This window comes from Bacillus sp. AK031, assembly GCF_053903065.1.
In genome coordinates this window covers 3,531,985-3,557,677 of record NZ_CP096424.1, presented here as the reverse complement: position 1 = coordinate 3,557,677, position 25,693 = coordinate 3,531,985, and the positions used below count along the sequence as shown (strand labels likewise).

At 43.4% G+C, this 25,693-nt stretch carries 25 protein-coding genes; 20 read left to right on the top strand and 5 right to left on the bottom strand.

From position 1 onward, the window contains the following. The first annotated feature begins 68 nt into the window (after positions 1-68). Both M1E09_RS18215 and M1E09_RS18210 read left to right on the top strand, forming a co-directional pair. Positions 69-1,298 carry an aminopeptidase gene (locus tag M1E09_RS18215; protein WP_456272235.1) on the top strand — a complete coding sequence of 410 codons (1,230 nt, stop codon included), beginning with the start codon at positions 69-71 and terminating at the stop codon, positions 1,296-1,298. Positions 1,299-1,456: 158 nt separating this feature from the next. Further along, positions 1,457-2,035 carry a general stress protein gene (locus M1E09_RS18210; protein ID WP_456272234.1) on the top strand — a complete coding sequence of 193 codons (579 nt, stop codon included), beginning with the start codon at positions 1,457-1,459 and terminating at the stop codon, positions 2,033-2,035. A gap of 71 nt (positions 2,036-2,106) precedes the next feature. On the opposite strand, the gene M1E09_RS18205 is transcribed toward M1E09_RS18210, so the two are convergent. After that, entirely contained in the window at positions 2,107-2,874 is a 768-nt protein-coding gene (locus M1E09_RS18205) for a CAP domain-containing protein (RefSeq protein ID WP_456272233.1), read from the bottom strand. 696 nt (positions 2,875-3,570) lie between these two features. Between M1E09_RS18205 and M1E09_RS18200 the strand changes: the two genes are divergently transcribed. From M1E09_RS18200 to M1E09_RS18150, 11 genes are all read left to right on the top strand, one after another. Continuing rightward, entirely contained in the window at positions 3,571-4,074 is a 504-nt protein-coding gene (locus M1E09_RS18200; protein WP_456272232.1) for a carbohydrate ABC transporter permease, read from the top strand. After that, entirely contained in the window at positions 4,074-4,346 is a 273-nt protein-coding gene (locus M1E09_RS18195; RefSeq protein ID WP_456272231.1) for a hypothetical protein, read from the top strand. Before M1E09_RS18200 ends, M1E09_RS18195 begins: the two co-directional genes overlap by 1 nt. Before the next feature lie 226 nt (positions 4,347-4,572). Next, entirely contained in the window at positions 4,573-5,334 is a 762-nt protein-coding gene (locus M1E09_RS18190) for a threonine/serine exporter family protein (protein WP_456272230.1), read from the top strand. 48 nt (positions 5,335-5,382) lie between these two features. Continuing rightward, the gene (locus M1E09_RS18185; protein WP_456272229.1) at positions 5,383-5,829 is read left to right on the top strand and encodes a threonine/serine exporter family protein; all 447 of its coding nucleotides are present in this window, start codon (positions 5,383-5,385) and stop codon (positions 5,827-5,829) included. Positions 5,830-5,853: 24 nt separating this feature from the next. After that, positions 5,854-6,498, top strand: coding sequence for an NUDIX hydrolase (locus M1E09_RS18180; protein WP_456272228.1), 645 nt, complete (start codon positions 5,854-5,856; stop codon positions 6,496-6,498). Continuing rightward, on the top strand, positions 6,488-7,042 hold the full coding sequence (locus M1E09_RS18175) for a hypothetical protein (RefSeq protein WP_456275059.1): 555 nt from the start codon (positions 6,488-6,490) through the stop codon (positions 7,040-7,042). Before M1E09_RS18180 ends, M1E09_RS18175 begins: the two co-directional genes overlap by 11 nt. Before the next feature lie 516 nt (positions 7,043-7,558). After that, positions 7,559-8,824, top strand: coding sequence for a S1C family serine protease (locus tag M1E09_RS18170; protein WP_456272227.1), 1,266 nt, complete (start codon positions 7,559-7,561; stop codon positions 8,822-8,824). A gap of 99 nt (positions 8,825-8,923) precedes the next feature. Beyond that, on the top strand, positions 8,924-9,808 hold the full coding sequence (locus tag M1E09_RS18165) for a foldase protein PrsA (protein WP_456272226.1): 885 nt from the start codon (positions 8,924-8,926) through the stop codon (positions 9,806-9,808). Positions 9,809-9,949: 141 nt separating this feature from the next. Then, entirely contained in the window at positions 9,950-10,732 is a 783-nt protein-coding gene (locus M1E09_RS18160; RefSeq protein ID WP_456272225.1) for a hypothetical protein, read from the top strand. A 559-nt stretch (positions 10,733-11,291) separates the two neighbouring features. After that, positions 11,292-11,993, top strand: a complete 702-nt coding sequence (locus M1E09_RS18155; RefSeq protein WP_456272224.1) for a winged helix-turn-helix domain-containing protein — start codon at positions 11,292-11,294, stop codon at positions 11,991-11,993. Further along, on the top strand, positions 11,983-13,389 hold the full coding sequence (locus M1E09_RS18150; protein WP_456272223.1) for a sensor histidine kinase: 1,407 nt from the start codon (positions 11,983-11,985) through the stop codon (positions 13,387-13,389). The genes M1E09_RS18155 and M1E09_RS18150 overlap by 11 nt, the downstream gene beginning before the upstream one ends. Positions 13,390-13,461: 72 nt before the next feature. Here the strand turns inward: M1E09_RS18150 and M1E09_RS18145 are convergent, their stop codons facing one another. Next, positions 13,462-14,724, bottom strand: a complete 1,263-nt coding sequence (locus tag M1E09_RS18145) for an erythromycin esterase family protein (RefSeq protein WP_456272222.1) — start codon at positions 14,722-14,724, stop codon at positions 13,462-13,464. A gap of 339 nt (positions 14,725-15,063) precedes the next feature. Between M1E09_RS18145 and M1E09_RS18140 the strand changes: the two genes are divergently transcribed. From M1E09_RS18140 to M1E09_RS18125, 4 genes are all read left to right on the top strand, one after another. After that, the gene (locus M1E09_RS18140) at positions 15,064-16,017 is read left to right on the top strand and encodes a nuclease-related domain-containing protein (protein WP_456272221.1); all 954 of its coding nucleotides are present in this window, start codon (positions 15,064-15,066) and stop codon (positions 16,015-16,017) included. A gap of 57 nt (positions 16,018-16,074) precedes the next feature. Continuing rightward, the gene (locus tag M1E09_RS18135) at positions 16,075-16,800 is read left to right on the top strand and encodes a hypothetical protein (protein ID WP_456272220.1); all 726 of its coding nucleotides are present in this window, start codon (positions 16,075-16,077) and stop codon (positions 16,798-16,800) included. A gap of 459 nt (positions 16,801-17,259) precedes the next feature. After that, entirely contained in the window at positions 17,260-19,002 is a 1,743-nt protein-coding gene (locus M1E09_RS18130; RefSeq protein WP_456272219.1) for an ABC transporter ATP-binding protein, read from the top strand. Continuing rightward, entirely contained in the window at positions 18,983-20,767 is a 1,785-nt protein-coding gene (locus M1E09_RS18125; protein ID WP_456272218.1) for an ABC transporter ATP-binding protein, read from the top strand. Before M1E09_RS18130 ends, M1E09_RS18125 begins: the two co-directional genes overlap by 20 nt. 38 nt (positions 20,768-20,805) lie before the next feature. Here M1E09_RS18125 and M1E09_RS18120 read toward each other — a convergent pair whose 3' ends face one another. Continuing rightward, on the bottom strand, positions 20,806-22,140 hold the full coding sequence (locus tag M1E09_RS18120; RefSeq protein WP_456272217.1) for an MFS transporter: 1,335 nt from the start codon (positions 22,138-22,140) through the stop codon (positions 20,806-20,808). 141 nt (positions 22,141-22,281) lie between these two features. On the opposite strand from M1E09_RS18120, the gene M1E09_RS18115 reads away from it, so the two are divergent. From M1E09_RS18115 to M1E09_RS18105, 3 genes are all read left to right on the top strand, one after another. Next, positions 22,282-22,836 carry a GNAT family N-acetyltransferase gene (locus tag M1E09_RS18115; protein ID WP_456272216.1) on the top strand — a complete coding sequence of 185 codons (555 nt, stop codon included), beginning with the start codon at positions 22,282-22,284 and terminating at the stop codon, positions 22,834-22,836. 83 nt (positions 22,837-22,919) lie between these two features. Further along, positions 22,920-23,624: an MBL fold metallo-hydrolase gene (locus tag M1E09_RS18110; RefSeq protein WP_456272215.1), complete on the top strand. Its 705-nt coding sequence runs from the start codon at positions 22,920-22,922 to the stop codon at positions 23,622-23,624. Positions 23,625-23,650: 26 nt separating this feature from the next. Next, complete coding sequence (locus M1E09_RS18105; protein WP_456272214.1) at positions 23,651-24,229, top strand: TetR/AcrR family transcriptional regulator; 579 nt, start codon at positions 23,651-23,653, stop codon at positions 24,227-24,229. A gap of 29 nt (positions 24,230-24,258) precedes the next feature. On the opposite strand, the gene M1E09_RS18100 is transcribed toward M1E09_RS18105, so the two are convergent. Together M1E09_RS18100 and M1E09_RS18095 are read right to left on the bottom strand one after the other, a co-directional pair. Beyond that, positions 24,259-24,726 carry a hypothetical protein gene (locus tag M1E09_RS18100; RefSeq protein WP_456272213.1) on the bottom strand — a complete coding sequence of 156 codons (468 nt, stop codon included), beginning with the start codon at positions 24,724-24,726 and terminating at the stop codon, positions 24,259-24,261. A gap of 233 nt (positions 24,727-24,959) precedes the next feature. Next, entirely contained in the window at positions 24,960-25,688 is a 729-nt protein-coding gene (locus tag M1E09_RS18095) for a YqcI/YcgG family protein (protein WP_456272212.1), read from the bottom strand. Between the last annotated feature and the right edge of the window lie 5 nt (positions 25,689-25,693).

Genomic DNA, 25,693 nt, shown 5'->3' with positions numbered 1-25,693 from the left:
TTTAAAGGAGTATGGTTTTCAATATGATAGAGTATTGAAAGATACATAAATGAGACGGAGGAATCGAGATGGATTTTGAAAGAAACCTTGATAAATATGCTGAACTCGCGGTTAAAGCAGGAGTGAACATACAAAAAGATCAGTACTTATGGATTTCGGCGCCAATGGGGACGGAGCGCCTTGTCAGAAAAATTGTCAAGCAGGCTTATCTTGCCGGCGCCGGTGAGGTTCATGTTCAGTGGTATGATGAAGAAATCAAACGTACACATTATGAGCTTGCCCCTGACCATGCATTTGAAAAGTTTCCTGAATGGCTTGCAGCTGCTTTCGATGCAGTTGCCGAAAAAGGAGGAGCGTTTCTGCAGGTGGAAGCCGATGATCCTGATTTGCTGAAAGGAATTCAGCCTGAACGATTATTAGCTTTTGAAAAAGCAAAGGGAACAGCGCTTGAAGACTTTTACGATGCGATTGAAACAGACCGGATCAGTTGGTCGATCATCGCCATGCCTTCGCAAAAATGGGCTGAAAAGGTCTTTCCGGATCTGCCTGAGGAGGAAAGGGTCACTGCGTTATGGAACACAATCTTCAAGGCAGTGAGAATCAATGAGGAGAATCCTGTTGAGAAGTGGCGTTCGCATATTGAGACTTTGCAACAAAAAGCAGCACAATTAAATGATAAGCGCTTTCGGAAGCTGCATTATTCGGCACCGGGCACCGATTTAACGATAGAACTGCCGGAACAGCACCTTTGGCTGACAGGCAGTTCTACCAATAAAGAAGGCACCACATTCATTGCCAATATGCCAACGGAAGAGGTCTATACAGTCCCTCTAAAGACAGGGGTCAATGGATATGTAACGAGTACGAAGCCGCTGGCGTATCAGGGGAATGTAATTGATGGGTTCAAATTGACATTCCAGGAAGGGAAAATTGTAAAAGCAGAAGCTGAGACTGGGCATGAACTTTTAGAAAAGATGATTGAAACGGATGAAGGGGCAAAGTATTTGGGCGAGGTCGCTTTAGTTCCGCATAAGTCGCCTATATCTGATACAGGCATCCTGTTTTTCAATACGTTATTTGATGAAAATGCCTCAAACCACCTTGCAATCGGTTCTTCGTATCCAACTTGCTATGAAGGAGGGGCAAACCTTTCAGAAGAGGAAAGGAAATCAGCCGGTTTGAATGACAGCATTGTCCATGAAGACTTTATGATAGGCTCTGCAACCATGGACATAGACGGCATCCATGAAGATGGTTCCAGAGAAGCTGTTTTCAGAAAGGGAAACTGGGCGTTTTAATTAAATAGGTTTCACTGGAGAAGGGTGCTTCCGGGTTGTGGAGCACCCTTCTTTTTGAAATTTAGATATATAAGAAAATCCTGAAGAAAAAATCACGTTTAGTAAGAAGCTGTGCGGGAATTAAAGTAGTGAAAGCAAATCTTTGAGGAGGGATAAATGTGAACAAGACTATTATCGGTGGAGTATTCAGAAATCATGAAGAAGCAGTTCGTGCAATTGAAGCCTTACATGATATGGGTTATACAAAGGAAGATATTTCAATATTTGCCAAAGATAACGATGATGTAAGAGACATTCAGCATGAAACAGACAGCGAAGTGACTGAAAAGGACAGCGGACGCGGGAAGAACGCAGGTAAAGGTTTCGGAATCGGTGCCGGAACAGGCGGTGTTCTCGGCGGTATCGCAGGTATCATTGCCGAGGTTGGATTATTGACTATCCCTGGAATCGGTGTATTAGCGGCAGCAGGACCATTGGCTACAGCCTTGAGCGGTGCAGCAATTGGTGCCGGCGGCGGTGGACTTGTCGGAGCATTAACAGGAGCAGGCATTCCGGAAGAACATGCCAAGGAATATGAAGATCATCTAAATAAAGGCCATATTGTCGTACTTGTCGATGCAGATGAAGAGCGCCAGGATAAAGTATATGGCCACTTCTCTAACAATAATTCCTTGAATACTCACACGTATCCAGAACATGTTCATGTAAACAATGGTAACAGTAAAACAAATCTTTAAAGATAATGAATTCCCCGGCAGAGTGCCGGGGAATTTTTTTGAGTCAAAAAGCTGAACATTAATGCCGCTTTTTATTTAATGAACATCTGTGTCCAGTAAATCCCCATGCCGCCGTCTTCCGCATAACCCACACCAATATGAGTCACTTGGCTGTTCATGATATTTTTACGGTGACCAGGGCTGTCCATCCATGCTTGAACTACTTCTTTTGGTGATTCTTGTCCAGCTGCAATATTTTCAGCTGCTGTGCTGTATTCGATACCAAAGTTCTCCATCATTTCAAAAGGAGATCCATAAGTCGGTGAAGTATGGGAGAAATAATTTTTGTTGACCATATCTTCTGACTTGATTCTGGCTACATTCGATAGTTCAGCATGTGGCTTAAGTGCAGGCAGGCCATTCTTTTTACGTTCTCCATTTGTCAGGTCGATAACCTGCTGAACGTATTCATCCATGTTTGTTGCTGTATCGCCTGCGTTTTCATTTGCCGGCTGCTGTGTCTGCGGTGTTTCAGGTTCCTGGTTAGCTTGTTCATTGCCTCTTCTGGCAGTTTGTCTCTGTTCCTGAGTTCCTGTTCTGGGATCGATAGGAACCATATACCGCTGTGTGAAAAGGTTGCGTCCCTGGCGCTGTACCCCGGGATCTGTAGCATTGCGGTCTGTTCGAGCCTCGCCATTGCCATTCTCATTCATATTTGGATTCTGTCCGCTGAAGCTTACGGGATCATAATTAACATCCTGTGGATCCGCAAGTTCGTTGTCGCCATTTCCATTACAAGCAGTCAACATCATCAAGGGTGCAAGTGCGCATATAAGAAAAGACTTTACTTTAATCTTCAATGTTATTACCTCCTTTTTAGGTCCGTGACCATTACTTAATATGCGCGCCCTCAAGGCAATTAATCAAGGTAAAATCCGGGATTCACGATCAATGTCGACCGACTCTTGATTTCGCCGGATAGATAATGGAAAGATTCAAATAATAACCTAAAAGGGAGATTGAGCTGGAGAGTATGGATTCATTTGAAGTTGAAAAGCGAAAAAAATGCACCTCCTATTGAAATAGGGGTGCAGATCGGCTCTTTCAATATTCTTTAATTAGAAGATAATGTGACCTCAATGATTTCCGGGCGGTTAAACAGGCGCTGGGGAATATGGAGGGGCGTCAAGGGAGTAGTGGGAACCGGTTTTTATTTCCTGGTATTTTAGCCAGTCTTCTGTAAATGAAGGAGTGTTTTCAATCAAGAATTCATGTAAAGCATGGGTTTTTGTCCACATAAGATCTCCTTAAATAAATATATGTATGGTTATATTTTCGAGAAACAGATAGAGATTGTCAAATTATTTCAAAAAATGTTATGGATTGTAACAACCAATTATAGTACAAAGTTTTTCGGTCGCTTTAAGGAATTCATTTCACTGTTTTGTAGAAATATGTTTAGAACTGGCCGCCAAAGAAAAAAGCATCGGTCCCAGCGTTAATCGGGGGTAGCCGTATATTTTCTCTGGATGCATCTGCTGAGCCCCAGTACCGGAATGATCAATACGTTCCTTTCATGGTTTGGGGTCGATGGACCGGCCTGGCTGTTTGATCCGGAATGGACCAAGCCTTCCCTTATTATTATGAAATTATGGAGTGTTGGAGGGGGGATGCTCCTTTACTTAGCGGTGCTGCAAGGTTTTTCAAAGGAAATGTATGAGGCGGCAGAACTTGATGGAGCGAGTATTTTTCATAAGTTCTTCTACATAACACTGCCGATGATCACGCCTATCATTTTCTTTGACATTGTGACGAGTACGATCGGTTCACTCCAAATCTTCCAGGAAGCCTATGTCATGACAGAGAACGGAAGCGGCGGACCTGCCAATTCATTGCTTTTCTACAATCTCCATATGTGGAATAATGCCTTTGAAATCTTTGATATGGGTTATGCTTCTGCTATGGCCTGGTTCCTGTTCATTATTGTCCTGATATTGACCTTCATTAATTTAAAACTCGGGAAGAAATGGGTTTACTATGAAGGAGGGGACAAGAAATAATGGAAAGTACGGAAAAGATCAAACTCAGACAGTCCAAAAAGGTTCAGGGAAAAACTGCACAGCTGGTTCATTCTCTTCATATTAATTGCGGGGAGTGTCGTGATTCTTTCTCCTTTATTTTGGATGATTTCGACCTCTTTAAAGACTCCTCAGGAAATTGCCCAGTATCCGCGTCCATGTCGGTCATGGTGCTTGCCCCCGTCATATTGCTATTCTTCTTCTTCCAAAAGCACTTTATCGAAGGATCCAATATATCGGGCGGAATTAAATAACAGCCAAAAGAAGAAGCCGTGGTGCTTCTTCTTTTTTTATCGTTTCGCTTTAACACTTTAAAGTACGATAAGGGACTGTCCCCTATTTCGCTTTAAAGTGTTAAAGTGTTAGGGCGTCAGCCTTTTCTCCTTTTGTTTGGTTCTATTATTGCTTATACAAACACTTTTCCTTTAGAATTGTACCTACATAAAACTTAAAGGAATTAATTGTTATTGGAGAGATCGAATGGAAAAACAAATGGAAATTAAATATGACATTATGGAGGTTTGCCTTCTTGCAGGGAAGATCATGCTTCAAAGCGGGGCGGAGACCTATAGAGTGGAAGATACGATGATGAGAATTGCGGCCTCGTTCGGAATCAGAGAGTCACACAGCTATGTTACTCCGACCGGCATAATCTTTTCGATAGAAACATCAGAACCGACTAAGACAAAGCTGATCAGGATTTCAGAAAGGACGACTGATTTAAAGAAGGTTACGGTCGTCAACAGTATTTCAAGGAGGATCAGCAGCGGTGAGCTTACCATTGATGAGGCTTATGAGCTTTTAGATGAAGCAGACGGGGCTACCATGCCTTTTCCGTTTTATATTCAAATTCTGGCTGCTGCCATTGCAAGCGGCTGCTTCCTGATCATGTTCCAGGGGAACTGGCATGATTTTCTTCCAGCAGTAATAACCGGGGGACTTGGTTTTCTCAGTTTGATTTATTTTCACAGAGTGGTGCCGATTAAGTTTTTCGCGGAATTCCTGGCTTCTTTTTCAATTGGACTTCTTTCTTTTGCTTTTGTTTGGAGCGGGATCGGTTTTGAGTTGGATAAAATCATCATCGGATCGGTCATGCCCCTTGTTCCGGGACTGCTCATTACGAACGCTGTCAGGGATTTGATGGCCGGCCACCTTGTGTCAGGGCTGTCAAAAGGAGCCGAGGCCTTTTTGACTGCTTTTGCAATAGGATCCGGAATTGCGATCGTTTTTACTTTTGTATAAGGGAACTGAGCAGTCGTCGGATCACTATTAGAAAGGAGGCGGACTTTCATGTATATAATAGAACAAATTATCACAAGCTTCATTGCCAGTGCGGCCTTTGGCATCATTTTTAATGCCCCGAGAGAGTCACTTGTCAAATGCGGCAGCACAGGGATGTTTGGGTGGATCATCTATATTGTGATGACAATGAAGGATGTGGACTTAGTCCTGGCGACCGTCACCGCTTCATTTCTAGTCGCGGTCCTCAGTCAAATTTATTCGAAAATCTATAAAACACCGATCATCATATTCAGTGTGGCCGGAATCATTCCTCTTGTACCAGGCGGAATGGCTTATGACGCCATGAGAAATTTCGTGCAGAATGATTATAATGCTGCCATCAATCTTGCGGCAAAGGCGTTCATGATTTCGGGGTCCATTGCCATCGGGCTTGTTTTTTCCGAGGTCATTAACCAGGTGATCAGAAAGCGGAAACTGAGTACATTAAAAGGATAACAGGATTGAAGGGGAGAGCCGAAGGTGGAGACAGAAATACTTACTATTTTTGATGAAGAAGGAAATCGCACTGGAACAGCATCACGGCAGGACGTACATAAGGAAGGATATTGGCATGAAACATTTCACTGCTGGTTCATAAAAAAAGAAATTGAAAAATGGTACCTCTACTTTCAGCTTCGAAGCAGCGGGAAAAAGGATTATCCAAACCTGCTGGACATTACAGCAGCAGGACATCTGTTATCCCATGAATCGTGTAAGGATGGGGTCAGGGAAGTAAAAGAAGAAACAGGAATAGAGGTTAAGTTTGAAGACCTGATCCCTTTGGGCATCATTCCATATGAGGTGGTCATGGAAAACTTCATAGACAGGGAAAGAGCGCATCTTTTTCTATATGAATTCAGCCAAACGATGAAGGACTTCACTCTGCAACATGAAGAGGTCTCCGGAATCTACCGCGCCGATGTAGAAAGCATATCGGGATTGATAGACGGTACAGTGAGCTCGATTGATATCGAGGGATTCACGGTCTCGGAAACAGGTGATAAATTCTTTACGGTCAGAAGAGCAAACATGGCTGACTTTGTTCCACATGAAAAATCGTATTATAAGCAAGTTTTATACAGCATACAAGTATATATGAAAGAGTCTGCTAAAGATGAGAGATAGATTGATGAAGCGAATAGCAGGCTTTCTATTAATCATCGCAGCAGCCATCGGGGGATACGGATATTATTACACGACCCAATATGATGTCGAATTGGATGATCGATCTGTGCAGACGGGTGTGAAAACTTTTTTACAAAGAGGAGAATCTGGCATTGATCCTGAATTGATTGAAGTGGTTCAAATCGCTGATACCAGTTCCCGCATTGCCATGTTTCAATTGAAAAATGGGAATATGGGGTATGCCCATTTGATCAGGGGATTCAATAATAAATATAAAATCGATCATGCCGGATATGGAACGAATACAGTCACGTATGAAAGTGTAGAGACAAATAAGGGGCTTTATGGAATGCTCTTGGGGGGAAATCGGGAGTTGGAGATCCAACATATTAAAGCAGATCTTATCCATGAAGATTTCAGCTTTACAGCAGATGTGTCTGGGGAACGAATCATCACTCAATTTATTAAACTACCTGAGGATCTCTCAATACCTTTTCCTGCTGAATTAACTTTCTTTAATGAAGACAACCAGATTATTAGATAGAAAAAGAATCGCCATCAAAGCGGTTCTTTTTTTGCTGTTACAGCAGGATTGGTTTATAAAATTTAGGCTTTGTAGGTTCATAAGGTTGTTATTTGTTTAAGAGGAAAAACCTTATCTCCATTGGATATAAAATAGCAGAGAATATACTGATTTTCCTCTGTTATTTGCTTTATGAAGTCTGGCTCCAATTGAATACAAAGTTGATTGGAACGGAAGGTGTGCGACCTCCTGCGGGAACAGCGGGACAGGTGAGACCAAGGTTACGTACCCACCGGAACGTAACCCCGCAGGCAAAGCCGAGGAGGCTCAACCGCCCGCCCCGCGGAGTCGCGCACCTGGAGTGGAAATCAGGCAAAGTATTCTCCATAAAAACTTCCCAGCCTGTACATAGATTGTTAATAATTTCGTAATATTTGCCCCTTATGATGGTATCAAGCAACAAGTTAACACAAACAACAAGTGAAACTAATTCGATAAATCAACTGACAGTTTTTTAAATATAGAGGAGGAAACAGAATGCTAGAACATAACAATCATAATGAAGAAACTCAGAACATCGAGAAAGAACAGCAGGAGCCGATCATCCAGAGAGAAGAATTTCAGCGGACTGAGAAGGTCAAAAAACCTTCAAAAGGAAGAGGCTTTCTATCAACAGTAGGCGCAGGTATTATCGGATCGGTCCTGACTCTGACAGTGCTTCCGCAAACGGATTATTATCAGGATCTTGCTCAAAACAGCACAGCAGGCATTACCCAGCAGGCAGACAGTTCATCTGTCGCAGGAATCAACGCAACAAACGTATCAGCCAGCGGCGATATCGCAAGCATGGTTGAAGATGCCTCCAAAGCGATTGTCGGAATTGTAAACTATCAACAGCAGTCAAACAGATATACAGGCGTTGCTGAAGAAGCCAAAGCAGGAACAGGTTCCGGGGTTCTTTTTAAGAAAGAAGGAGACAGTGCTTATATCATCACAAATAACCATGTCATTGCAGATGCTTCCAATATCGAAGTTTCTCTTCATGATGGTGAGAAGACAGATGCTGAATTAATCGGGGCGGACCCATTAACAGACCTTGCTGTACTGAAGATTGATGCTAAATACGCAGATAACCTGTTACAAGTGGGAGATTCCAGCGCCTTGCGTGCAGGTGAACAGGTCATCGCCATCGGTAACCCGCTTGGCCTTGATTTATCAAGAACCGTGACTCAAGGAATTGTAAGTGCGGTTGACCGTACGATTTCGGTGCCGACATCCGCAGGGGAGTCAGAGCTGAATGTCATCCAGACTGATGCAGCCATCAATCCTGGTAACAGCGGCGGTGCCTTGATCAATACAAACGGAGAGGTCATCGGGATCAACAGCTTGAAAATTTCAAACACCGGAGTGGAAGGCCTGGCGTTTGCGATCCCAAGTAAAGAGTTCATGCCAATTGTTAATGAAATTATTGAAAGCGGAAAAGTAGAGCGTCCTTACATTGGTATCGGAATGACTAATCTGTCAGAAGTTCCGCGAAACTACCTGCAGAATCTTCCTAATGAAGTTCAGGCAGGAGTCATTGTTGCCAACATCGATGAAACTTCAGCTGCAGCTGAAGCCGGGGTCAAAGCAGGCGATGTCATCACTGAAATTAACGGAAAACCAGTTGAAGATTCAAGTGAATTGAGAAGCTACTTGTATTCTGACCTGAAAATTGGAGACGAAATTGACCTGACAATCTATCGTGGTGCAGAAAAAATGGCGCTTACGGTGACACTGACAAGCAATGCAATGATTAACTAATGGACGCCATCGGGTCGGAGGTGCCTGGTACATTTCGGCCGAATTGTACCAGGCACAAATGAAACGAACCAGCCAAACACCATAAAGGAGAGCGATGAAGTGAGCGAAAAAAAGAAACATACCAAGTTGTTAGGTTTAATAGGAAGTGTAGTCGTTGTCAGCCTGATCATTACTGGATTTGTCTATTCTAAACAAGAGGTTGTAGCAAAAGTAGGCAGCCAGTCCATCAGCAAGGATGACCTTTATTCCATCCTTGTGGATCAATACGGAGAAGCTGCACTAAATACATTGATTGCCGATAAAATTGTCGAGCTTGAAAGTGAAGAGAATAGAGTAGAAATTAAAGATAGTGAAATCGACGAAGAGCTGCAAACGCTGATAGATTCTTATGGTGATGAAGCTGCATTCAACGAGGCTCTCACATCAAGCGGATCAAGTCTCGAAAGTGTGAAAGAAAATATAGAATCGTATTTACTGACTGAGAAGCTCCTGCAAGACCGAATTGACATCTCTGATGAAGAAATCAAAGAATACTTTGAAACAAATAAAGATTCTTTTTCACAGCAAGCACAGGTAGAAGCAAGCCATATCCTCCTTGAAGATGAAGAGACAGCCAAAGAAGTGAAGGCGAAACTTGACAGCGGAGAGGATTTTGCAGAACTGGCTAAAGAATATTCCACTGATACGTCGAATGCAGAAGCAGGCGGAGAGCTTGGGTTCTTTGCAAAAGGTGAAATGGTCGCTGAATTCGAAGACAAAGCATTCTCCATGAACAAAGGTGATATCAGTGAGCCGGTAAAAACAGAATTCGGCTATCACATCATTAAAGTCAAAGATCAAAAAGAAGCAAAAGAAGCAACGCTGGAAGAGCATAAAGAGGAAGTAAAGCAGATTCTGTTCGATCAAGCCCTTCAATCGGAATACCCTGTATGGCTTGAGGAACAAAAAGAGGCCTACGTCATCGAAAATCTTTTGAAAAATTAATGAACCGGAAATGAATCGTTCATAGTTTGGCAATAACTTCTGGACATACTGACATTGCAGGTGTTGAATCTTCCATTCCTCAAGTCAGTTACATAAATAGATTCAATACTTCAATACTAATAAAAAATGGAGGTAATCAAAATGATCAAGAAAAAAACACTTACTTATGTAATGGCTGGTGCACTGTCTGTCGGAATCCTGGGAGCCCTTCCTGCATTAGCGGCTGAAGATACGAGGGCGAACACAACCGATTCAACTGAAGTGAAAACAGAAGCAGCCTTTGGAGGCCATCATGGAAAATTCAAGTTTGATGAAGAGAAACTGAAAGAAAAAGCAGAAGAGCTGGGGATCGATGCGACAGATAAAGATACACATGAACTTGCTAAAGAAATCATGGACGCAGAAATAGCAAAAAAGGCGAAAGAGCTAGGCATCGAAACGGAAGGGAAAGATCACCGTGAGATCATGGAGGAAATCCATAGAGTCCAGTTGGAAGCAAAAGCGAAAGAACTTGGAATTGATACTGCAGGAAAAGAACAGGACGAACTTGCACAAGAAGTCAGAGAAACGCTGATAAAGCAGAAAGCAAAAGACTTAGGAATTGAAACAGAAGGCAAAGATCACCATGAATTGAAACGTGAAGTTTTTGACGCTTCAATTTTAAAAGCAGCAAAAGAACTAGGTGTTGAAACAAAAGGAAAAACAACAAAAGAATTAATGGAAGAAATCATGACGGACCATGCTGAAGAAGCAAAAGACCTGGACATCTTCCCATTCAATAAAGATGACGGATTCTTCTTCCACGGTAGCAAAAGAGGCCATCACGGTCATGGACATGGAAAAGGGCACCATGGTGAAGGGTCTGCTCCTGAATCCCAACAAAATACTGAACAGTCAGCTGAAAATACAGGAGAAACTCTGTAAGCTGGCCGTGTTTTTAAAACAGCCTGACAGTAACGGATTCAGTTATCAAAGAGAATAGTGAAAACATCATAACAATGGGAGGACGAAATCGCTTAAGGTTTCGTCCCCTTTTTGTTAATAAAGAAGGTTAGGTTAATTTGTAATTGTAATGGTGCTAAAGAGGGTGTTACTGTGCATTCATTTTTCTCTGGGAATAGAACAGAAGCGCAAACTATGACTGATTGGAGCGGAAGGTACACGACCTCCTGCGGGATTAGCGGGACAGGTGAGACCAAGGTTACGTACCCACTGGAACGTAACCCCACAGGCAAAGCCGAGGAGGCTCACCGCCCGCCCCGCTGAGTCGTGTGCCTGGAGCGGAAATCATAGCACCCTTTTAGTAGCAAATATTGCTACTGCATAGCTTGGAAAACTCCAAAGGGATCCCTTTCCAAATCCGAAGAAGTTAGACTACCAGTCGGAGTTTTTAGTATGTTTTAAAGGGAAAATTAATAGAAGAGAACTGTATAAAATACTATACTAAATAAAAGAAGCATTATCCGGGAAAGGAACGATAGTAATGAAAGTACTGGTAGTAGAAGATAATGAAAGCGTCACTTCCATGCTTGAAATGTTTTTTATAAAAGAAGGCATACAAGGCGAATTTGTCCATGATGGAGCCAAAGGATACGAACGCTCTAAAGAGGGCGGCTGGGACCTCATTATATTGGACTGGATGCTGCCGGGAATGGATGGTGTCACCATTTGCAGGAAAATAAGAGAAGAAAGCACCGTTCCGATTATCATGCTGACGGCAAAGGACAGTGAATCAGACCAGGTACTGGGGCTGGAGCTGGGGGCTGACGATTACGTCACCAAGCCGTTCTCTCCGCTTACTTTGATGGCCAGGATCAAAGCTGTCTCTCGCCGTTACCAAAGTGAAAAAAGCAGCATGTCCGGCAGCCCGGATGTTTCAACTGCTGATTTTCAAATCAGCAAGGAAACACGCGAGGTACTCTTAAAAGGCGTTCCTCTTACAAACTTGACGCCGAAAGAATTTGATTTACTGTATTACCTCTCACAGCATCCCCGCCAGGTTTTTTCAAGAGAGCAGCTCCTTGAACGTGTTTGGGGATACGACTTCTATGGAGATGAACGGACAGTCGATGTGCATATCAAGCGGCTTCGCAACAAGATTGGCAGCAAGGAGCAGCCCTACCTTCATACGGTCTGGGGAGTAGGCTATAAATTCGATGAGGCGGCGGCCGGTGATGAAAATTAGATACCTGTTTCAGCTGCTTCTCAGTCATACAAGCGTCCTGATCATCGCCTTTTTAATTCTTGGACTGCTGTTTTCCCATTATGTCGAAAATCTCGTATATGAAAATAAAGTAGATGAATTGAGCGCATATGGAGAAAAGATTTTATCTGACCTGGAGAGGCCCAGCCCAAGAAGGCCGCTCCATCTAGAAGAATACAGCAACCTGCTGCAGGCCCGAAATATTGATTTGATCACCTTCAACAGGGAAGGGGTTGTATCATTTTCCCGGGGAGGAATCTACCCGAAGATTGAGATATCCCAAGAGGAGTGGCAAAAGATTGAGAGAGGCGAAACCGTCGCTCTAAAAAAGGACCTCGGCCGGTTCAACCAGGCTGTTTCCCTTGTCATCATGCCGCGGATTGTCAATGATGGGCTGACCGGCGGTCTGATTCTTATCTCACCGATCAGCGGAACAAGAGAAATGCTGAGTGAAATCAATAAATACCTTTTATATATTGTCCTTATCTCATTAGCTATTTCCCTTTTAATCAGTTTGTTTCTATCACAGCTTCATGTCAAAAGAATTCAGCGGATCAGGGATGCTACATCACTCGTTTCTTCAGGAAACTATGATGTTCACGTTCCAAGCACGAATTTCGATGAAATCGGCGAACTTGCCGGTGATTTCAATAATATGGTCGACAAGCTGAAAGAGTCGAAAGAGGAGATCGACAGCCTCGAAAACCGCAGGCGCCAGTTCATGGCGGATGTCTCCCATGAATTGAGAACGCCGCTTACGACCATCAGGGGTGTCATCGAAGGAATTAAAAATGACATGATCCCGGAAGAACAGAAGGACAAAAGTTTCGATCTTGTCAGCCAGGAAACACGGAGGCTGATCAGGCTTGTAAATGAAAATCTTGATTATGAAAAAATCCGTTCAAACCAGATTTCCATCACAAAAGTAAGCATTCCGCTGCTGGATATCTTTGAAGTGATTAAAGAACAATTGGATTTTCAAGCAGAAGAAAAGGAAAATGAAATCAGGATCGAGACAAGCTCAACTGGAAAAGTTTACGCAGACTATGACCGCCTTACCCAGATCCTGATCAATATCACAAAAAACAGTATCCAGTTCACCAACGGAGGAACCATTTGGTTGAGGGGACAGTCTTTGGACAAAGAAACCGTCATTGAAATTGAAGATACAGGTATAGGCATGGATCCGGATGAAATCAAATCGATCTGGCGCCGCTTTTATAAGGCTGACCTTTCCCGGACCAATAATCCGTACGGTGAATTCGGTCTCGGGTTGTCCATCGTCAAGCAATTGGTACTTCTTCATAATGGATCAATTGATGTGACAAGTGAAAAAGGAAAGGGCACGAGGTTTGTCATTCGGCTGCCGTTGGTATAACAAGAGAATTGCTGATGATCTTGCGAAATCATAAATAAACGCTTAGAGCCGTTGAGCTCTAAGCGTTTGTTTTTATATGGTTACACCGCTGAGTGACAATGGGTGAAGGGCTTCTGTTTCGTCGATGTAAATAAAAGCATCATATCTCTCAGACATGAGTGATGGCACATAATTGCCGTATTGTTCGTACTGAGGCCTGTAGACAACGCCGATTGCCCTGTGTCCGAGGGGAGTATGAAACAGCTTGCGATTTTCATCATTGAAGATGAGAATCTGATTATGGCTGCCAGCCTTGTGCATCGCATCTTCCCAGCTGCCAAGCCTTGCCGGCGGAACTGCCATCCTTTCAAGGTCACTGCCCCATTCGTCGGCAGCGATCACCGTTCCGCGGTGAGTGCCAAAACCGACAATATATACATCCTCTCTTGAATTCTGCTCGCGGACAATCTGGCCGACATTCGTCATTCCAGCTTCCATCATGTCAGTGGCCCTCGCGTCTCCGACATGTGTATTATGCTCCCAGACAATCACTTTCGCGTCCTCACCGTAGGATTTCATGACAGCATTCAATGCTTCGACCATATGCTCATCCCTGACATTCCAAGATTGCTCATCGTTCGTCACCATGGCGCGGTAATAATGTTCAGCATTGGCCGCAACCATCGCATTTACTTCGAGGTTCAGTTCTTGTTCATGGCCAGTGTCATAATGTTCCTTTTTAGATCGGATGGAAGACAGGAGTTCGACTACCTCGTCTGTACAATTATCGTTCAACAGCCCTGCGGAAACTGCGTATTCCTGAGGTTCTTTATTAAAAGGTTCAAAGCAGGAGAAAGCCTTTTTAGCCTTTTCCAAATCAGGTGAGTTGGTTTTCGCGAGATAGTTGATGACTTCCTCCATCGACTCCCAGAGGCTGTACACATCGATCCCATAGAAACCGACTTTCTGTTTCAGGCCAGTGTTCGAATTATATTCCTTCAGCCAGGAAACCAGGTCTGCAACTTCTTCATTCGCCCACATCCATGTCGGCCAGCGCTTGTACGCCTTAAGGACATCACGCGGATTAATGGTTTCTTTATAGCCCTTGATATATTTGTTTACGCTTTGCGAAGCTGGCCAATCCCCTTCAACGGCAATGATGTTGAAGCCTTTTTCTTCAATCAGCCTTTTCGAAAGCTCTGTTCTGATCTTGTAATATTCCGAGGTTCCGTGAGATGCTTCCCCCAGAAGGACAATCCGGGAGTCTCCAATTTCATTAATAATTTTATCCAAATCATGGTCGGAGTTATATTCAGAAGAATATTCTCTTATCGCTTTAATGATGGATTCATTCATAGCTAAAACCTCCAGGAAATAATTATATTTGGCATCATATTTTCATTTTGCCCTACTAGTATGTGTTTAGGCTAAAATTGTTGAAGGTAAACGGAATTTTGGTGGAAATAAATGGAGTGTATATGAGTTTTTGAGGTAAATGCTCATAAAATCAAAAATTGGCTCATAAAACCTAAATCGTGCTCATAAAATTTAAATCTGGCTCATATAATGAAAATTACGCTCATAAAGCGGAAATCTTGCTCATAAATCTATTTGCTTTCGAAAAAAAATCTTTTAGTAAGCAGGATTACTAGCAATGTTAAGAGAATGACAATAAAAAACGAAAGGAGTGATAGATTGATAATAAAGAAACTAACTGTCCCTTTAATAATTCAACAAAATGAAGCTTTATTAGGAAGGTTAAGAAGCAATCATCCTAAAATTCCTGAAATCAAAGATGATTTAGGGAAAAAACTGGCCGGTTACAGGGGAGAGAAATCCATGGAATATTATCTTAGTTTTCTCCCAAAGCCGTATAAAATTCTTCACACTGTCCGCTTACTGGATGAGCAATATTACTTTCAAATGGACATTATTCTTTTATCTCCAAGAGGGATTCTAATAGTCGAAGTGAAGAATCTAAGCGGTACCGTCATTCTGGGCAATCCGTATGACCAGTTGATTCAAGTAAATAATGATAAGGAAAAAGGGTATTCGGATCCTGTAAACCAGGTCAAGCATCAGAAGTTTCAACTCCAAAGATGGTTAGCCCGCCACCGCCTCCAAAACATCCCCATCGATTATTTAGTTGTTTTCAGCAACCCTTCCACAATCATCAAATCGTATTCCAATAATATAGAGTCTCTAAAGAAAGTTTGTCGTTCCAATCAATTTATAACGAAAATTAATGAATTTGAGAAAACTAGAGGAAGATACCCGATAGATGAAAAAACAATCAAAAGAATAGGGAAACTGTTACTCAAGCACCATAAAGAAGCTGAAATTGATATTTTGGAGAGGTACGGTATTCATCAGAATGAACTTATTAGAGGGGTGCTGTGTAAGAATTGTTCCCTACGCTTAACAAGAAACTTTGGCAAATGGCATTGTGAGGCATGTCAGTCTAACTCCATCGATGCCCATGTAAGAGCCATCCATGATTATTTCCTCTTGATAGACTACTCAATAACCAACAAGGCAGCCCGTGATTTTCTTCAACTATCCTCCCGCAACACTACTAAGCAATTGCTCCAGGGGATGAATCTTAAAAAAACTGGTACAAAGAAAGGGACAGTTTATCACTGGGGGTAACGATGATTACCATGCCCAAAACAAGGGAAAACAACAATCAAAAAAGGAGGCATGGAGATGGATTGGATGCCGCTGGTGTTGGCACTTGTATTGGCTGCGGTGCATCTGTCTGCTAAAAAGATGATTTTCCTGGACTCGATTCCAAGAAGCAAGTTTCTTTCGATTGCAGGCGGAGTGTCTGTTGCCTATGTATTTATTCATATACTTCCCGAACTGAATGAGCATCAGCAATCGATTGCCGAAACGGCTCAGGTGGTTGAGTTTTTGGAACATCATGCCTATTTGATTGCAATGCTCGGACTGATTATTTTTTACGGATTGGAAAAAGTAGTACAGGATTCAAAGAAGAAGAATGATGATCCCGGTAACAAGCCAAGGGAGGAAGCCTTTTGGCTGCATATCAGTTCTTTCTTTGTTTACAATGGGCTGATTGGCTATCTTCTTGTACATAGGGAGACGGAAGGTGTGCTGAATCTGCTTTTATACGGGATTGCGATGGCGCTTCATTTCATTGTGGTCGATCAAGGGCTGAGGGAGCATCATAAAGAGCGTTATGATAAGATGGGCCGCTGGACTCTCGCTTTTGCCATCATTGTCGGATGGGGAATCGGTGTAGTCACGGAAATTCCCGAAGCACTGCTGGCATTGCTCTTCGCTTTTTTATCAGGAAGTATAATATTAAACGTCTTGAAAGAAGAGATCCCCCAAGAGAGGCAGAGCAGTTTCTGGGCTTTCGCGCTCGGCGGAGTCGGTTATGTCATATTGCTATTAAGCGTTGTATAAGGCTGTTTTCGTATAGATTGTTGCTTTCGGAAAAATCCCAAGTGCCGGATTTTTCCCCTGGGTACAATGTTTTTTCTCTCTGAACAGAGAGAGTAGCTCTTTTCTTTCTTGCTTACTAAGTTATTTCCTGTGGATAATGGCTATATTTTTTGGGGATTCATGTTAAATAGCAACAAAGTTTAAGAAAAGAGCCTTGTATAAAGAAGGGCAGCCTTGGCGGCTGCCTTTTTTGTGTGTACTTCATCACTTTAACGCACTATAGGGGACAGTCCCTTTTCGTGCTGTACCGCATTAACGCGCTAAGAGGGACAGTCCCGCTTAGCGCGTTAATGCATGAAAGTACTTCATTATTCAAAAATACAAACTATTTTAAAAAATAAGGAAAAACTATTATAATAAATAGGATAAAATACGGATTCCGAAATAATTGTGAGCATCCAGAAGTATGGGGGAACAATCATGAAGAACATGCTGTCTTTTTTGAAGAATTACCGTCTGGCAATGGGGATTGCCTGGACGTTGATGTTAATTGAATTATCAGTGGAACTCCTGCTGCCATTATTTATGGCGAAGGTTATCGATGAAGGAATTTTAAAAGAGGATATGTCGGCCGTCTGGTATTGGGGCGGCATTATGTGCGGGTTGGCGCTGACGGCGTTTGCAGCCGGTGTGACGAACTCTTTTTTCGCTGCCCATGTCAGCCAGGGTGCCGGCTATGACATAAGGAAAAGTGTCTATGAAAAGATCCAAAATTTCTCGTTTGCCAACTTCAGTAAATTCCCATCATCATCTTTGATAACCAGGTTGACGAACGATGTAACACAAATTCAAAACACGATATTCACGTCGCTGCGGATTATGATGAGGGCTCCTCTGCTTGTCATTGGGGGGACAATCATGGCACTGATCGTCAATGTAAAGCTTGGCATCATCCTGCTTCTTGTCATTCCGTTCATTGTATTCTTTCTGCTATGGGTATTGAATTCAGGCTGGACGATGTTCAAGTTCGTGCAGCAGAAACTGGATTCAGTCAACGATGTCATCCAGGAAAACCTTAGGGGAATGCGTATCATCAAAGCGCTAATAAGGGGTAACCATGAGAACAACCGTTTTATTGAGGCCAACAAAACACTGATGAAAAAAACGGTCAGTGCCCTTCGGTTGATGGAGACAATCATGCCTGTGCTGTTTATCGTCATGAACGGAAGCATCCTGTTCATTCTCTGGATGGGAAATATCCAGGTATCAGCGGGCAATTCCGCTGTCGGGGATGTCGTTGCCATCGTCAATTACGCAACGAGAATCACCGGTGCTTTTTCAGTCTTTGCCTTTATCATCATGAGTTTTTCGAGGGCAAGGGCGTCTGCCGGAAGGATCTCGGAAGTACTGGAAACTGAAATTGATCTCGTCGACTCGGAGGACAGTGACTCGGCGCTGGCTGTAAAGGAAGGCAAGATTCAATTTAAGGAAGTTTCCTTTCACTATCCAGGAACAAAGACAGATGTACTCGACGAAATCAACATGAAGGTGGAGCCGAAGCAAATCGTTTCTATCCTTGGAGCGACAGGTTCTGGAAAAACTTCTTTGTTTCAACTGATTCCCAGGCTTTACGATGCTACAGGAGGCAGCATAATGATTGATGATGTCCCTATCAAGAACTATAAGCTTGAAAGTCTCAGGAAGAGTATCGGGTTTGTTCCGCAGGAAGCCCTGTTGTTTTCCGGCAGTATTAAAGACAATATTGCTTGGGGAAAAGAAGATGCCTCTATGGAGGAAATCTTTGAAGCAGCTAAAAGTGCCCAGATACATGATTTGATTGAGGGACTTCCGGATAAATATGAAACCGAATTAGGGCAAAAGGGTGTAAACCTGTCGGGAGGACAGAAGCAGCGCCTCTCAATCGCAAGGGCCCTGGTAAGGAAGCCGAAAATCCTGATCTTAGACGATAGTACAAGTGCACTGGATTTGAAAACAGAATCCAACCTCATACAAGCTATTGGAAAATACTCATGCACAATTCTAATCGTGACCCAGAAGATCAGTACCGCGATCCAATCTGATAAAATCTTCCTGATAGAAGACGGTAAAGTGATCGGAGAAGGAAGGCATGAGGACTTGATTACGGAATCCCCCCTTTACTGTAAAATCTTTCAATCTCAATTCGGAGAGGAGAATCTGCAGCATGCCAAGGCCATCCAATAGAAACGCACCGAAGGCAAAACCGAAAATTAAAAATTGGAAGAGTACGGTCAGGAGGATATGGGGGTACCTTTCACAAGAAAAAGGATTGCTGAGCCTTGTTATCCTCATGGTCGTCATCAGTTCTTTCTTAGGGTTGCTGGGACCATTTTTAGTCGGTATGGCGATTGATGAATACATCGTCACCAGAGACCCGGACGGACTGCTTCAGCTTATTTTGGGCCTGATTGTGGTGTATATTGTCTATTCTGCAGCGATGTGGCTCCAGGCTTATTGGATGATCGGCATTGCCCAAAATACGGTATTCAGAATGAGAACAGAGCTTTTTCAGCAGCTGCATAAGCTGCCGATCCCATTCTTCGACCGCCGGCAGCATGGGGAATTGATGAGCCGGGTAACAAATGATATGGAAAATGTGAGTTCAACGCTCAACAGTTCTGTCATTCAAATCTTTTCAAGTGCCCTGACCCTTATAGGAACCGTGGGGGTGATGCTGTGGCTCAGTCCACTGCTGACACTTATTACGATGCTGATTATTCCTGCGATGTTTTTCGGATTGAAATGGATTACAAACCGGACAGGGAAGCTGTTTAAGGAAACCCAGAAAAATCTCGGAGATCTTAACGGCTACATAGAAGAAACGGTTTCCGGCCAGCGCATCGTCAAAACGTTTTCACAGGAAAAGAAAGTGATGGACGATTTCCTGGTAAAAAGCGATAAGCTCAAAGCATCTGCATATTGGGCTGCGACTTATTCAGGATTTATCCCCAAACTCATGAATATGCTCAATAATTTGAGTTTTGCTGTTATTGCGGGTGTCGGAGGGGTGCTGGCCGTCCAGGGTGTGATCACGATTGGGGTCATTGTCATCTTTACTGAATATGCCCGCCAGTTTACAAGGCCGCTGAATGATCTGGCTAACCAGTTCAATACTTTGCTGTCCGCAGTGGCAGGTGCGGAACGGGTCTTTGAGATCCTTGATGAGGAGCAGGAAGAGAAAGACGAAGGGAATGCTGTTTCAGTCGAGGACATAAAGGGAGAAATTGAATTCTCTGGCGTCACTTTTTCTTACGATAAGAAAAATAAGACTGTCGAAAACATCTCGTTTAAAGCGAAACCAGGGGAGACCATCGCACTTGTCGGTCCGACTGGAGCAGGGAAAACGACGATTACGAACATCTTATCCAGGTTTTATGATCCCGATGAAGGCAAAATTACCATCGATGGCGAGGATCTCTTGAACATTAAACGTACAAGTTTAAGAAGTAATATGGGATTTGTCCTGCAGGATTCCTTTCTTTTTCAAGGAACCATCAGGGAAAATATCCGCTATGGGAGACTGGATGCGAGTGATTTGGAAGTGGAAAAAGCAGCCAGGGAAGCAAACGCCCACTCCTTTATCATGAAGCTGCCAGAGCAGTATGACACTGTGCTTTCGCAGGATGGGGGGGGCATAAGCCAGGGGCAGAAGCAGCTGCTGTCCATTGCACGGGCGATTTTGTCTGATCCATCCATGCTGATTCTCGATGAAGCGACCAGCAGCATAGATACGGTGACAGAAGTGAAAATCCAGGAAGCCTTGCAGCGCCTGATGAAGGGCAGAACGAGCATCGTCATCGCCCACCGCCTGAACACGATTCAATCGGCAGACCAGATCCTTGTCCTGCAAAGCGGCAGGATTACGGAAAGAGGCTCGCATGCCCAATTGCTGGAGCAAAAAGGATTCTACTATGGCCTTTATAACAGCCAGCTGCGGGAAATAAGTTAACAAAAAGGATGTTCAACACAATCGTTGAACATCCTTTTTTATTGTGCCTTTCTTTTATATACCAATAAAAGCACCAATGAAACGACCATTGCGGCAATCAAAGCCAGGTAAGCCCGTTGAAAGTCTTCTTCTGCGAAATGGTGTCCGTTCCACTCCAGCAGAATTGCTCCTACAACAGATCCTGAAGCACTCCCGACAAAATGAGTGAGCTGTTTCATGCCGATCCCGGAACCGACATATTCATTAGAAAGGATCCTGGAAGTTTCATTCGTCGAACTGGATGAAAGACTGGAGAATCCGAAACTGGTAAACATATAGCCGGCCATGATCCAATACTCGCTAATCGGGGAGAGGAAATAAAATATCCCGGTCGAAATCAACAGTAACAGGTGGGCTCCAAACATAACCGAGTAATTCCCATACCGGTCAATGAGCCTGCCTACGTAAATAGCTGCCACAGCTGAAAACATAGCTCCCGGGAAAATAATGAATCCGATGGAAGCAGGTGCTTTTGAAAAAATGTCCCCCAGCATCAGCGGCATGAGCAATAGGATGGCAAAATGCGTTAAGAATCCGAGAAAACTGATATACAGCAAAAGCCTGTATTTTTTATTTTTAACAAGATCAGGCTGGATGAACGGCAGGGCTGCACGATTCATGCGCATCCACAATAGTATTAGCAGCAGGATTCCTCCCAATAAGAAATACCATGTGAACGTCGACAGAAACAATAGAAAGGCTGTCACAGAACATCCTGTCAGGACAGCACCGAGGAAATCAAAGCGCCCGCTCTGTACCTCTTCTTTGGGGAGAATCCTGACCAGCACTGGAACCAGCAGGATCACCATAAGTGTCACAATGAACAGATAGTTCCATGCTAAATGCTCAGTGATAAGTCCGCCGGCAACAGGTCCTAAACCAAATCCTAGAGAGGAAGCCGAGGCAATCATCGCCATGGCCCGGCCGCGTTTGGAGATGGGGATGAATCTGCTGGCAAACACCATGGATAAGCCGGGTATTGCTGCCGCACCGGTTGCCTGCATTAAGCGGGCCAGCAGGAGCATAGAATAGCTTTGAGCAAAGAAACCGAGAATGGAAGATACTCCAAACAGCAGGATGCCGATGGCAATTAAGCGGCGGATCGGCAAGTAATCTGACAGTCTCGTATACGTAATCGTGAAAATCGCCAGTACAATTGAGTAGCCTGAAACAACCCAGGCACCCTCTGAAGCTGTAATGGAAAAATCATTGAGGATATTCGGCAGGGCTACATTGAACATCGTTGTATTCATAACAACGAGCCATATCGCCAAACTCAGGATGGATACGGTCTTAAAGTAGCTTCCGCTTTGTGCTTCGGCTGGCTTTTCCATCGAGAAACCCCTTTCTATCTATGAAAATATTTATTTAGTTACTCGAAAAACTATATCATAAGATACTTCTCAGGAATAAAATTTTGCCTTGTGACTGTCACAACCCGGAATTTGTCGAATTGATAAATTTAGAGAAGGTGAGTGAGCCAATTGATATTAAAAGGGCAGAGAGTGTATTTGCGGTCCTTCGAGGACGCTGATGCGGAAAACCTGACAAAGCTTATCCTGCGTAATAAAACGTTCTGGGGTAAGACTGAGCCTGAATGGCATGCGGAGTATTATACGTTTGAAGGCCAAAAGCAGAATATAAGATATTTCCACAGCGGCTTACAAAAGGGAACTTTTTATACGCTGGGGATTTTTGCGAAAGAAACTCATACCCTTATTGGCATCATCAATTTATATGAGGTGAAAAGCGGTCCATTCCAGTCGGCTTCCGTCGGTTATTCAGTCGACAGAAACCAGACGGGAAAGGGAATCTGTACGGAGAGCCTGAACTTAGTTCTTGCCTTTGCTTTCCAGCAATTGAACCTTAACCGTGTGGCAGCAGAAGTCATGCCGGGAAATTACCCATCGGTCAGGGTTCTTGAGAAAGCCGGCTTCCAAAAAGAAGGCTTCGCCCGTGAAAACCTATTGATCAATGGTACCTGGGAAAATCACTTGCAGTACTCCCTGCTAAAAAAGGAATGGAAGTAAAATTGAAAAAAAGTCGCAAAACTAATGATGTTAGTTATAATAAAACTAATTTCATTAGTTTTATATGAGGGGGAGAACTGACTATGAAAGTCACGAAAAGAAATAACCTTTACCAATTGGCATTCATGCCGAACTTTTTCCCGGTGAATTGTTATTTGATTGAAGAGGAAAGCAGCCTGACACTGATTGATACCGGCCTGCCTTACTGTGCTGATGCAATATTAAAGACCACAGAAAGGATTGGAAAGCCCATTGCGCGCATCCTGCTGACTCATGTTCATGATGATCATGTCGGTGCACTTGATAAGTTAAAAACGAAGTTGGCTGATGTAGAGATAGGCGTTCCTGAAAGAGAAGAGAGGCTGATGCGGGGAGACAAAAGCCTTGAACAGGGAGAGCCACAAAAACCGATAAAAGGCGGAGTGCCGAAGAATCTCAAAACAAGGGCAGACTTTTTGTTAAGGGAGGGTCACAGAATCGGTTCGCTGATCGCCATCGAAACACCGGGACATTCTCCGGGTTCCATGTCATACCTGGATACAAGGGACCAGTCATTGATTGCCGGTGATGCCTTTCAAACAAGAGGGCGCACAGCGGTTTCCGGGCAGTTGGTGATCTTATTCCCTTTCCCTGCCATGGCCACATGGTGCAAGGAGACGGCAATCAAAAGCGCCCAAAAAATTAAAAGCCATAATCCTTCTCTATTGGCTGTCGGACATGGTAGAATGCTTGAAAACCCGTCTGAAGAAATAGAAAAGGCGCTCAAAGGAGCACAACTTACAATGTAATGAAGCCACTGGAAGGAAGGGATTCTATGTCACCAAGAATGGGACTTACACGAGATAAAATAATGGAAACAGCAGGGGAAATTGCCGATCAAAAAGGGATTGAAGAAGTCACGATTGCCAATTTGGCAAAGACGCTGAAAATCCGTCCTCCTTCTTTATATAATCATATAAAAGGGCTGAACGAACTTCGGACTGTGTTGGCAGTCCATGGCCTCGAAAGTCTTTATAAAAATATGGAGGCGGCAATTAAAGGGAAGGCAGGAGATGAAGCAGTCCAGGCTCTGGGCAAATCGTATCTGCAGTTTGCCAGAAAACATCCTGGTTTATATGATGCTGCACTGCTTTCGCCTGACCCGAACGGCGCAGCAGTTCAGGGTGCCGGAAACCAGATCGTCGAGCTTGCGCTGGGTTCAATGGCCTATTTGGACCTGCCGAAAGAGAACGCTTTGCATGCAGTCAGGGGGTTGCGCAGCTTATTTCATGGATTTGCATCTTTAGAGCAAAAGGGCGGATTTGGATTGGAACTGAGTGTCGATCAAAGTTTTGCTATAATGATTGACTCCTTTCTCACAGGAGTGCGGCTAAAGCAAGAAAAAGAACGTTAAGAAAGATTTCCTCTCTTTCTTAACGTTCTTTATTTATGGGCGGTCCGTTTGTCTATAAAGAAGTGGTGAAAGCCGTACATTAACACTGATTTTGTCAAAAACAGAAGCAGCAATTGAACTTGATTCATTCTTATCAAAGTCCATACTCCAAGTTTTTTGAACCATGTGTAAAAAGGATAAACAAAGAAAGCATCAATTGCCAAGTTAAGCAGGAAGAATAAGAAAAACCTTCCGTATGTAAACTTTAAAATTAAAATACTTCCTGTGAAAAAAGGTCCAAGTGCAAATGGAGTCATTCCCCTCAATTTCTTAGAAATATTAGGATAGATCACCCACCATCTAAACTTCTCTGCAATAATGTCCTCAATAAAAAGAAAAACACACATGAAGATCGAAGCAGGCAGAAATTTCTTAACAGACCTCCAGCCGGCAAGTGGGAAAGCAAGCCAGGATAAGATAAGCATCAATAAGATCAAAACGCGTGAAAGCCTCATCATTCATCCTCCTTGCACTTAATTTGCCTGAACTGGAAGGAATTATACATATAAAGTTTCCGTATGAGTGACTGTCACTACCCGAGATATGTCGAAATAGAACGATTAGTGTCCCGTAGCTAAAAGTATGGCCTTCCCCTCCCGTCGTCCACACAATTTTACAGCACCTGGATAAGTGGAACTCTCCCTTCATCCATTAAAAAAAACGGCTGGAAGCCGCTCTTGAAATAGAATCATTATTTATGATGGAAAGGACATTTACCTGTTATGGGTTCAACATCATCACCGATGAAATATTGCTTCCACTCCCGGTGTTCCGGATCGCCGTAATGGCTGATGTTCGGATGCTTAGGCAGGTTATCCCATTTCTCAACTCTTTCTCTTACTTTTTCACGTGACATCACTCCGCCTTTTGAAGTTCCTTCCAGCCCTTCAAATATTCTTCGCGGCTGAAAGCCAAGGACAAGGGAATTGCCAAGGTCTCTCGTTTTTCTTTGTTTATAGGCAGGAGTGTTCCCGAAAACAAAGTAAGGCTCTTCCGCAAAAGAGAATGCCCATAGATGATGATCCGGATCCTGCGGATAATCTTTCGGCCATGGCTTCTCATCCTGATCATGCAAGAACTGAAGGATTTTCCAGAAGTACTCCCGGTAATATGGGATATCCTTTTCTTCTTTCTCTGGTTCGACGAATAAAAATAGGCCGTGGCGAATCAGCTTGGGACTGTCAAACAGTGAGTTGAACTCTTCCAGTGTCTGAGGCAGGGTGGACCAATCATCATGAGTGATATAAGAGTATCGCAATTCTCCCTTTTTTTCCCCGGACATTCCAAAGTAGCATGGAAATGTCTTGTCTGTCACAGTGTCCCTGAATGTTTGATACTCCTCAATCAGCCATTGAGGCACTTTATCAGGATTTGTCATATCTTCTTTTGTAAACAAACGGTGTTGTGTTGAAGTTTTCATAGTAT

Coding starts and splice junctions, on each gene's coding strand:
- M1E09_RS18215 (WP_456272235.1), top strand. CDS start 69: ATGGATTTTGAAAGAAACCTTGATAAATATGCTGAACTCGCGGTTAAA.
- M1E09_RS18120 (WP_456272217.1), bottom strand. CDS start 22,140: ATGGAAAAGCCAGCCGAAGCACAAAGCGGAAGCTACTTTAAGACCGTA.
- M1E09_RS18125 (WP_456272218.1), top strand. CDS start 18,983: ATGCCAAGGCCATCCAATAGAAACGCACCGAAGGCAAAACCGAAAATT.
- M1E09_RS18135 (WP_456272220.1), top strand. CDS start 16,075: ATGGATTGGATGCCGCTGGTGTTGGCACTTGTATTGGCTGCGGTGCAT.
- M1E09_RS18105 (WP_456272214.1), top strand. CDS start 23,651: ATGTCACCAAGAATGGGACTTACACGAGATAAAATAATGGAAACAGCA.
- M1E09_RS18110 (WP_456272215.1), top strand. CDS start 22,920: ATGAAAGTCACGAAAAGAAATAACCTTTACCAATTGGCATTCATGCCG.
- M1E09_RS18190 (WP_456272230.1), top strand. CDS start 4,573: ATGGAAAAACAAATGGAAATTAAATATGACATTATGGAGGTTTGCCTT.
- M1E09_RS18175 (WP_456275059.1), top strand. CDS start 6,488: ATGAGAGATAGATTGATGAAGCGAATAGCAGGCTTTCTATTAATCATC.
- M1E09_RS18185 (WP_456272229.1), top strand. CDS start 5,383: ATGTATATAATAGAACAAATTATCACAAGCTTCATTGCCAGTGCGGCC.
- M1E09_RS18095 (WP_456272212.1), bottom strand. CDS start 25,688: ATGAAAACTTCAACACAACACCGTTTGTTTACAAAAGAAGATATGACA.
- M1E09_RS18130 (WP_456272219.1), top strand. CDS start 17,260: ATGAAGAACATGCTGTCTTTTTTGAAGAATTACCGTCTGGCAATGGGG.
- M1E09_RS18170 (WP_456272227.1), top strand. CDS start 7,559: ATGCTAGAACATAACAATCATAATGAAGAAACTCAGAACATCGAGAAA.
- M1E09_RS18155 (WP_456272224.1), top strand. CDS start 11,292: ATGAAAGTACTGGTAGTAGAAGATAATGAAAGCGTCACTTCCATGCTT.
- M1E09_RS18160 (WP_456272225.1), top strand. CDS start 9,950: ATGATCAAGAAAAAAACACTTACTTATGTAATGGCTGGTGCACTGTCT.
- M1E09_RS18200 (WP_456272232.1), top strand. CDS start 3,571: ATGATCAATACGTTCCTTTCATGGTTTGGGGTCGATGGACCGGCCTGG.
- M1E09_RS18100 (WP_456272213.1), bottom strand. CDS start 24,726: ATGATGAGGCTTTCACGCGTTTTGATCTTATTGATGCTTATCTTATCC.
- M1E09_RS18145 (WP_456272222.1), bottom strand. CDS start 14,724: ATGAATGAATCCATCATTAAAGCGATAAGAGAATATTCTTCTGAATAT.
- M1E09_RS18150 (WP_456272223.1), top strand. CDS start 11,983: ATGAAAATTAGATACCTGTTTCAGCTGCTTCTCAGTCATACAAGCGTC.
- M1E09_RS18195 (WP_456272231.1), top strand. CDS start 4,074: ATGGAAAGTACGGAAAAGATCAAACTCAGACAGTCCAAAAAGGTTCAG.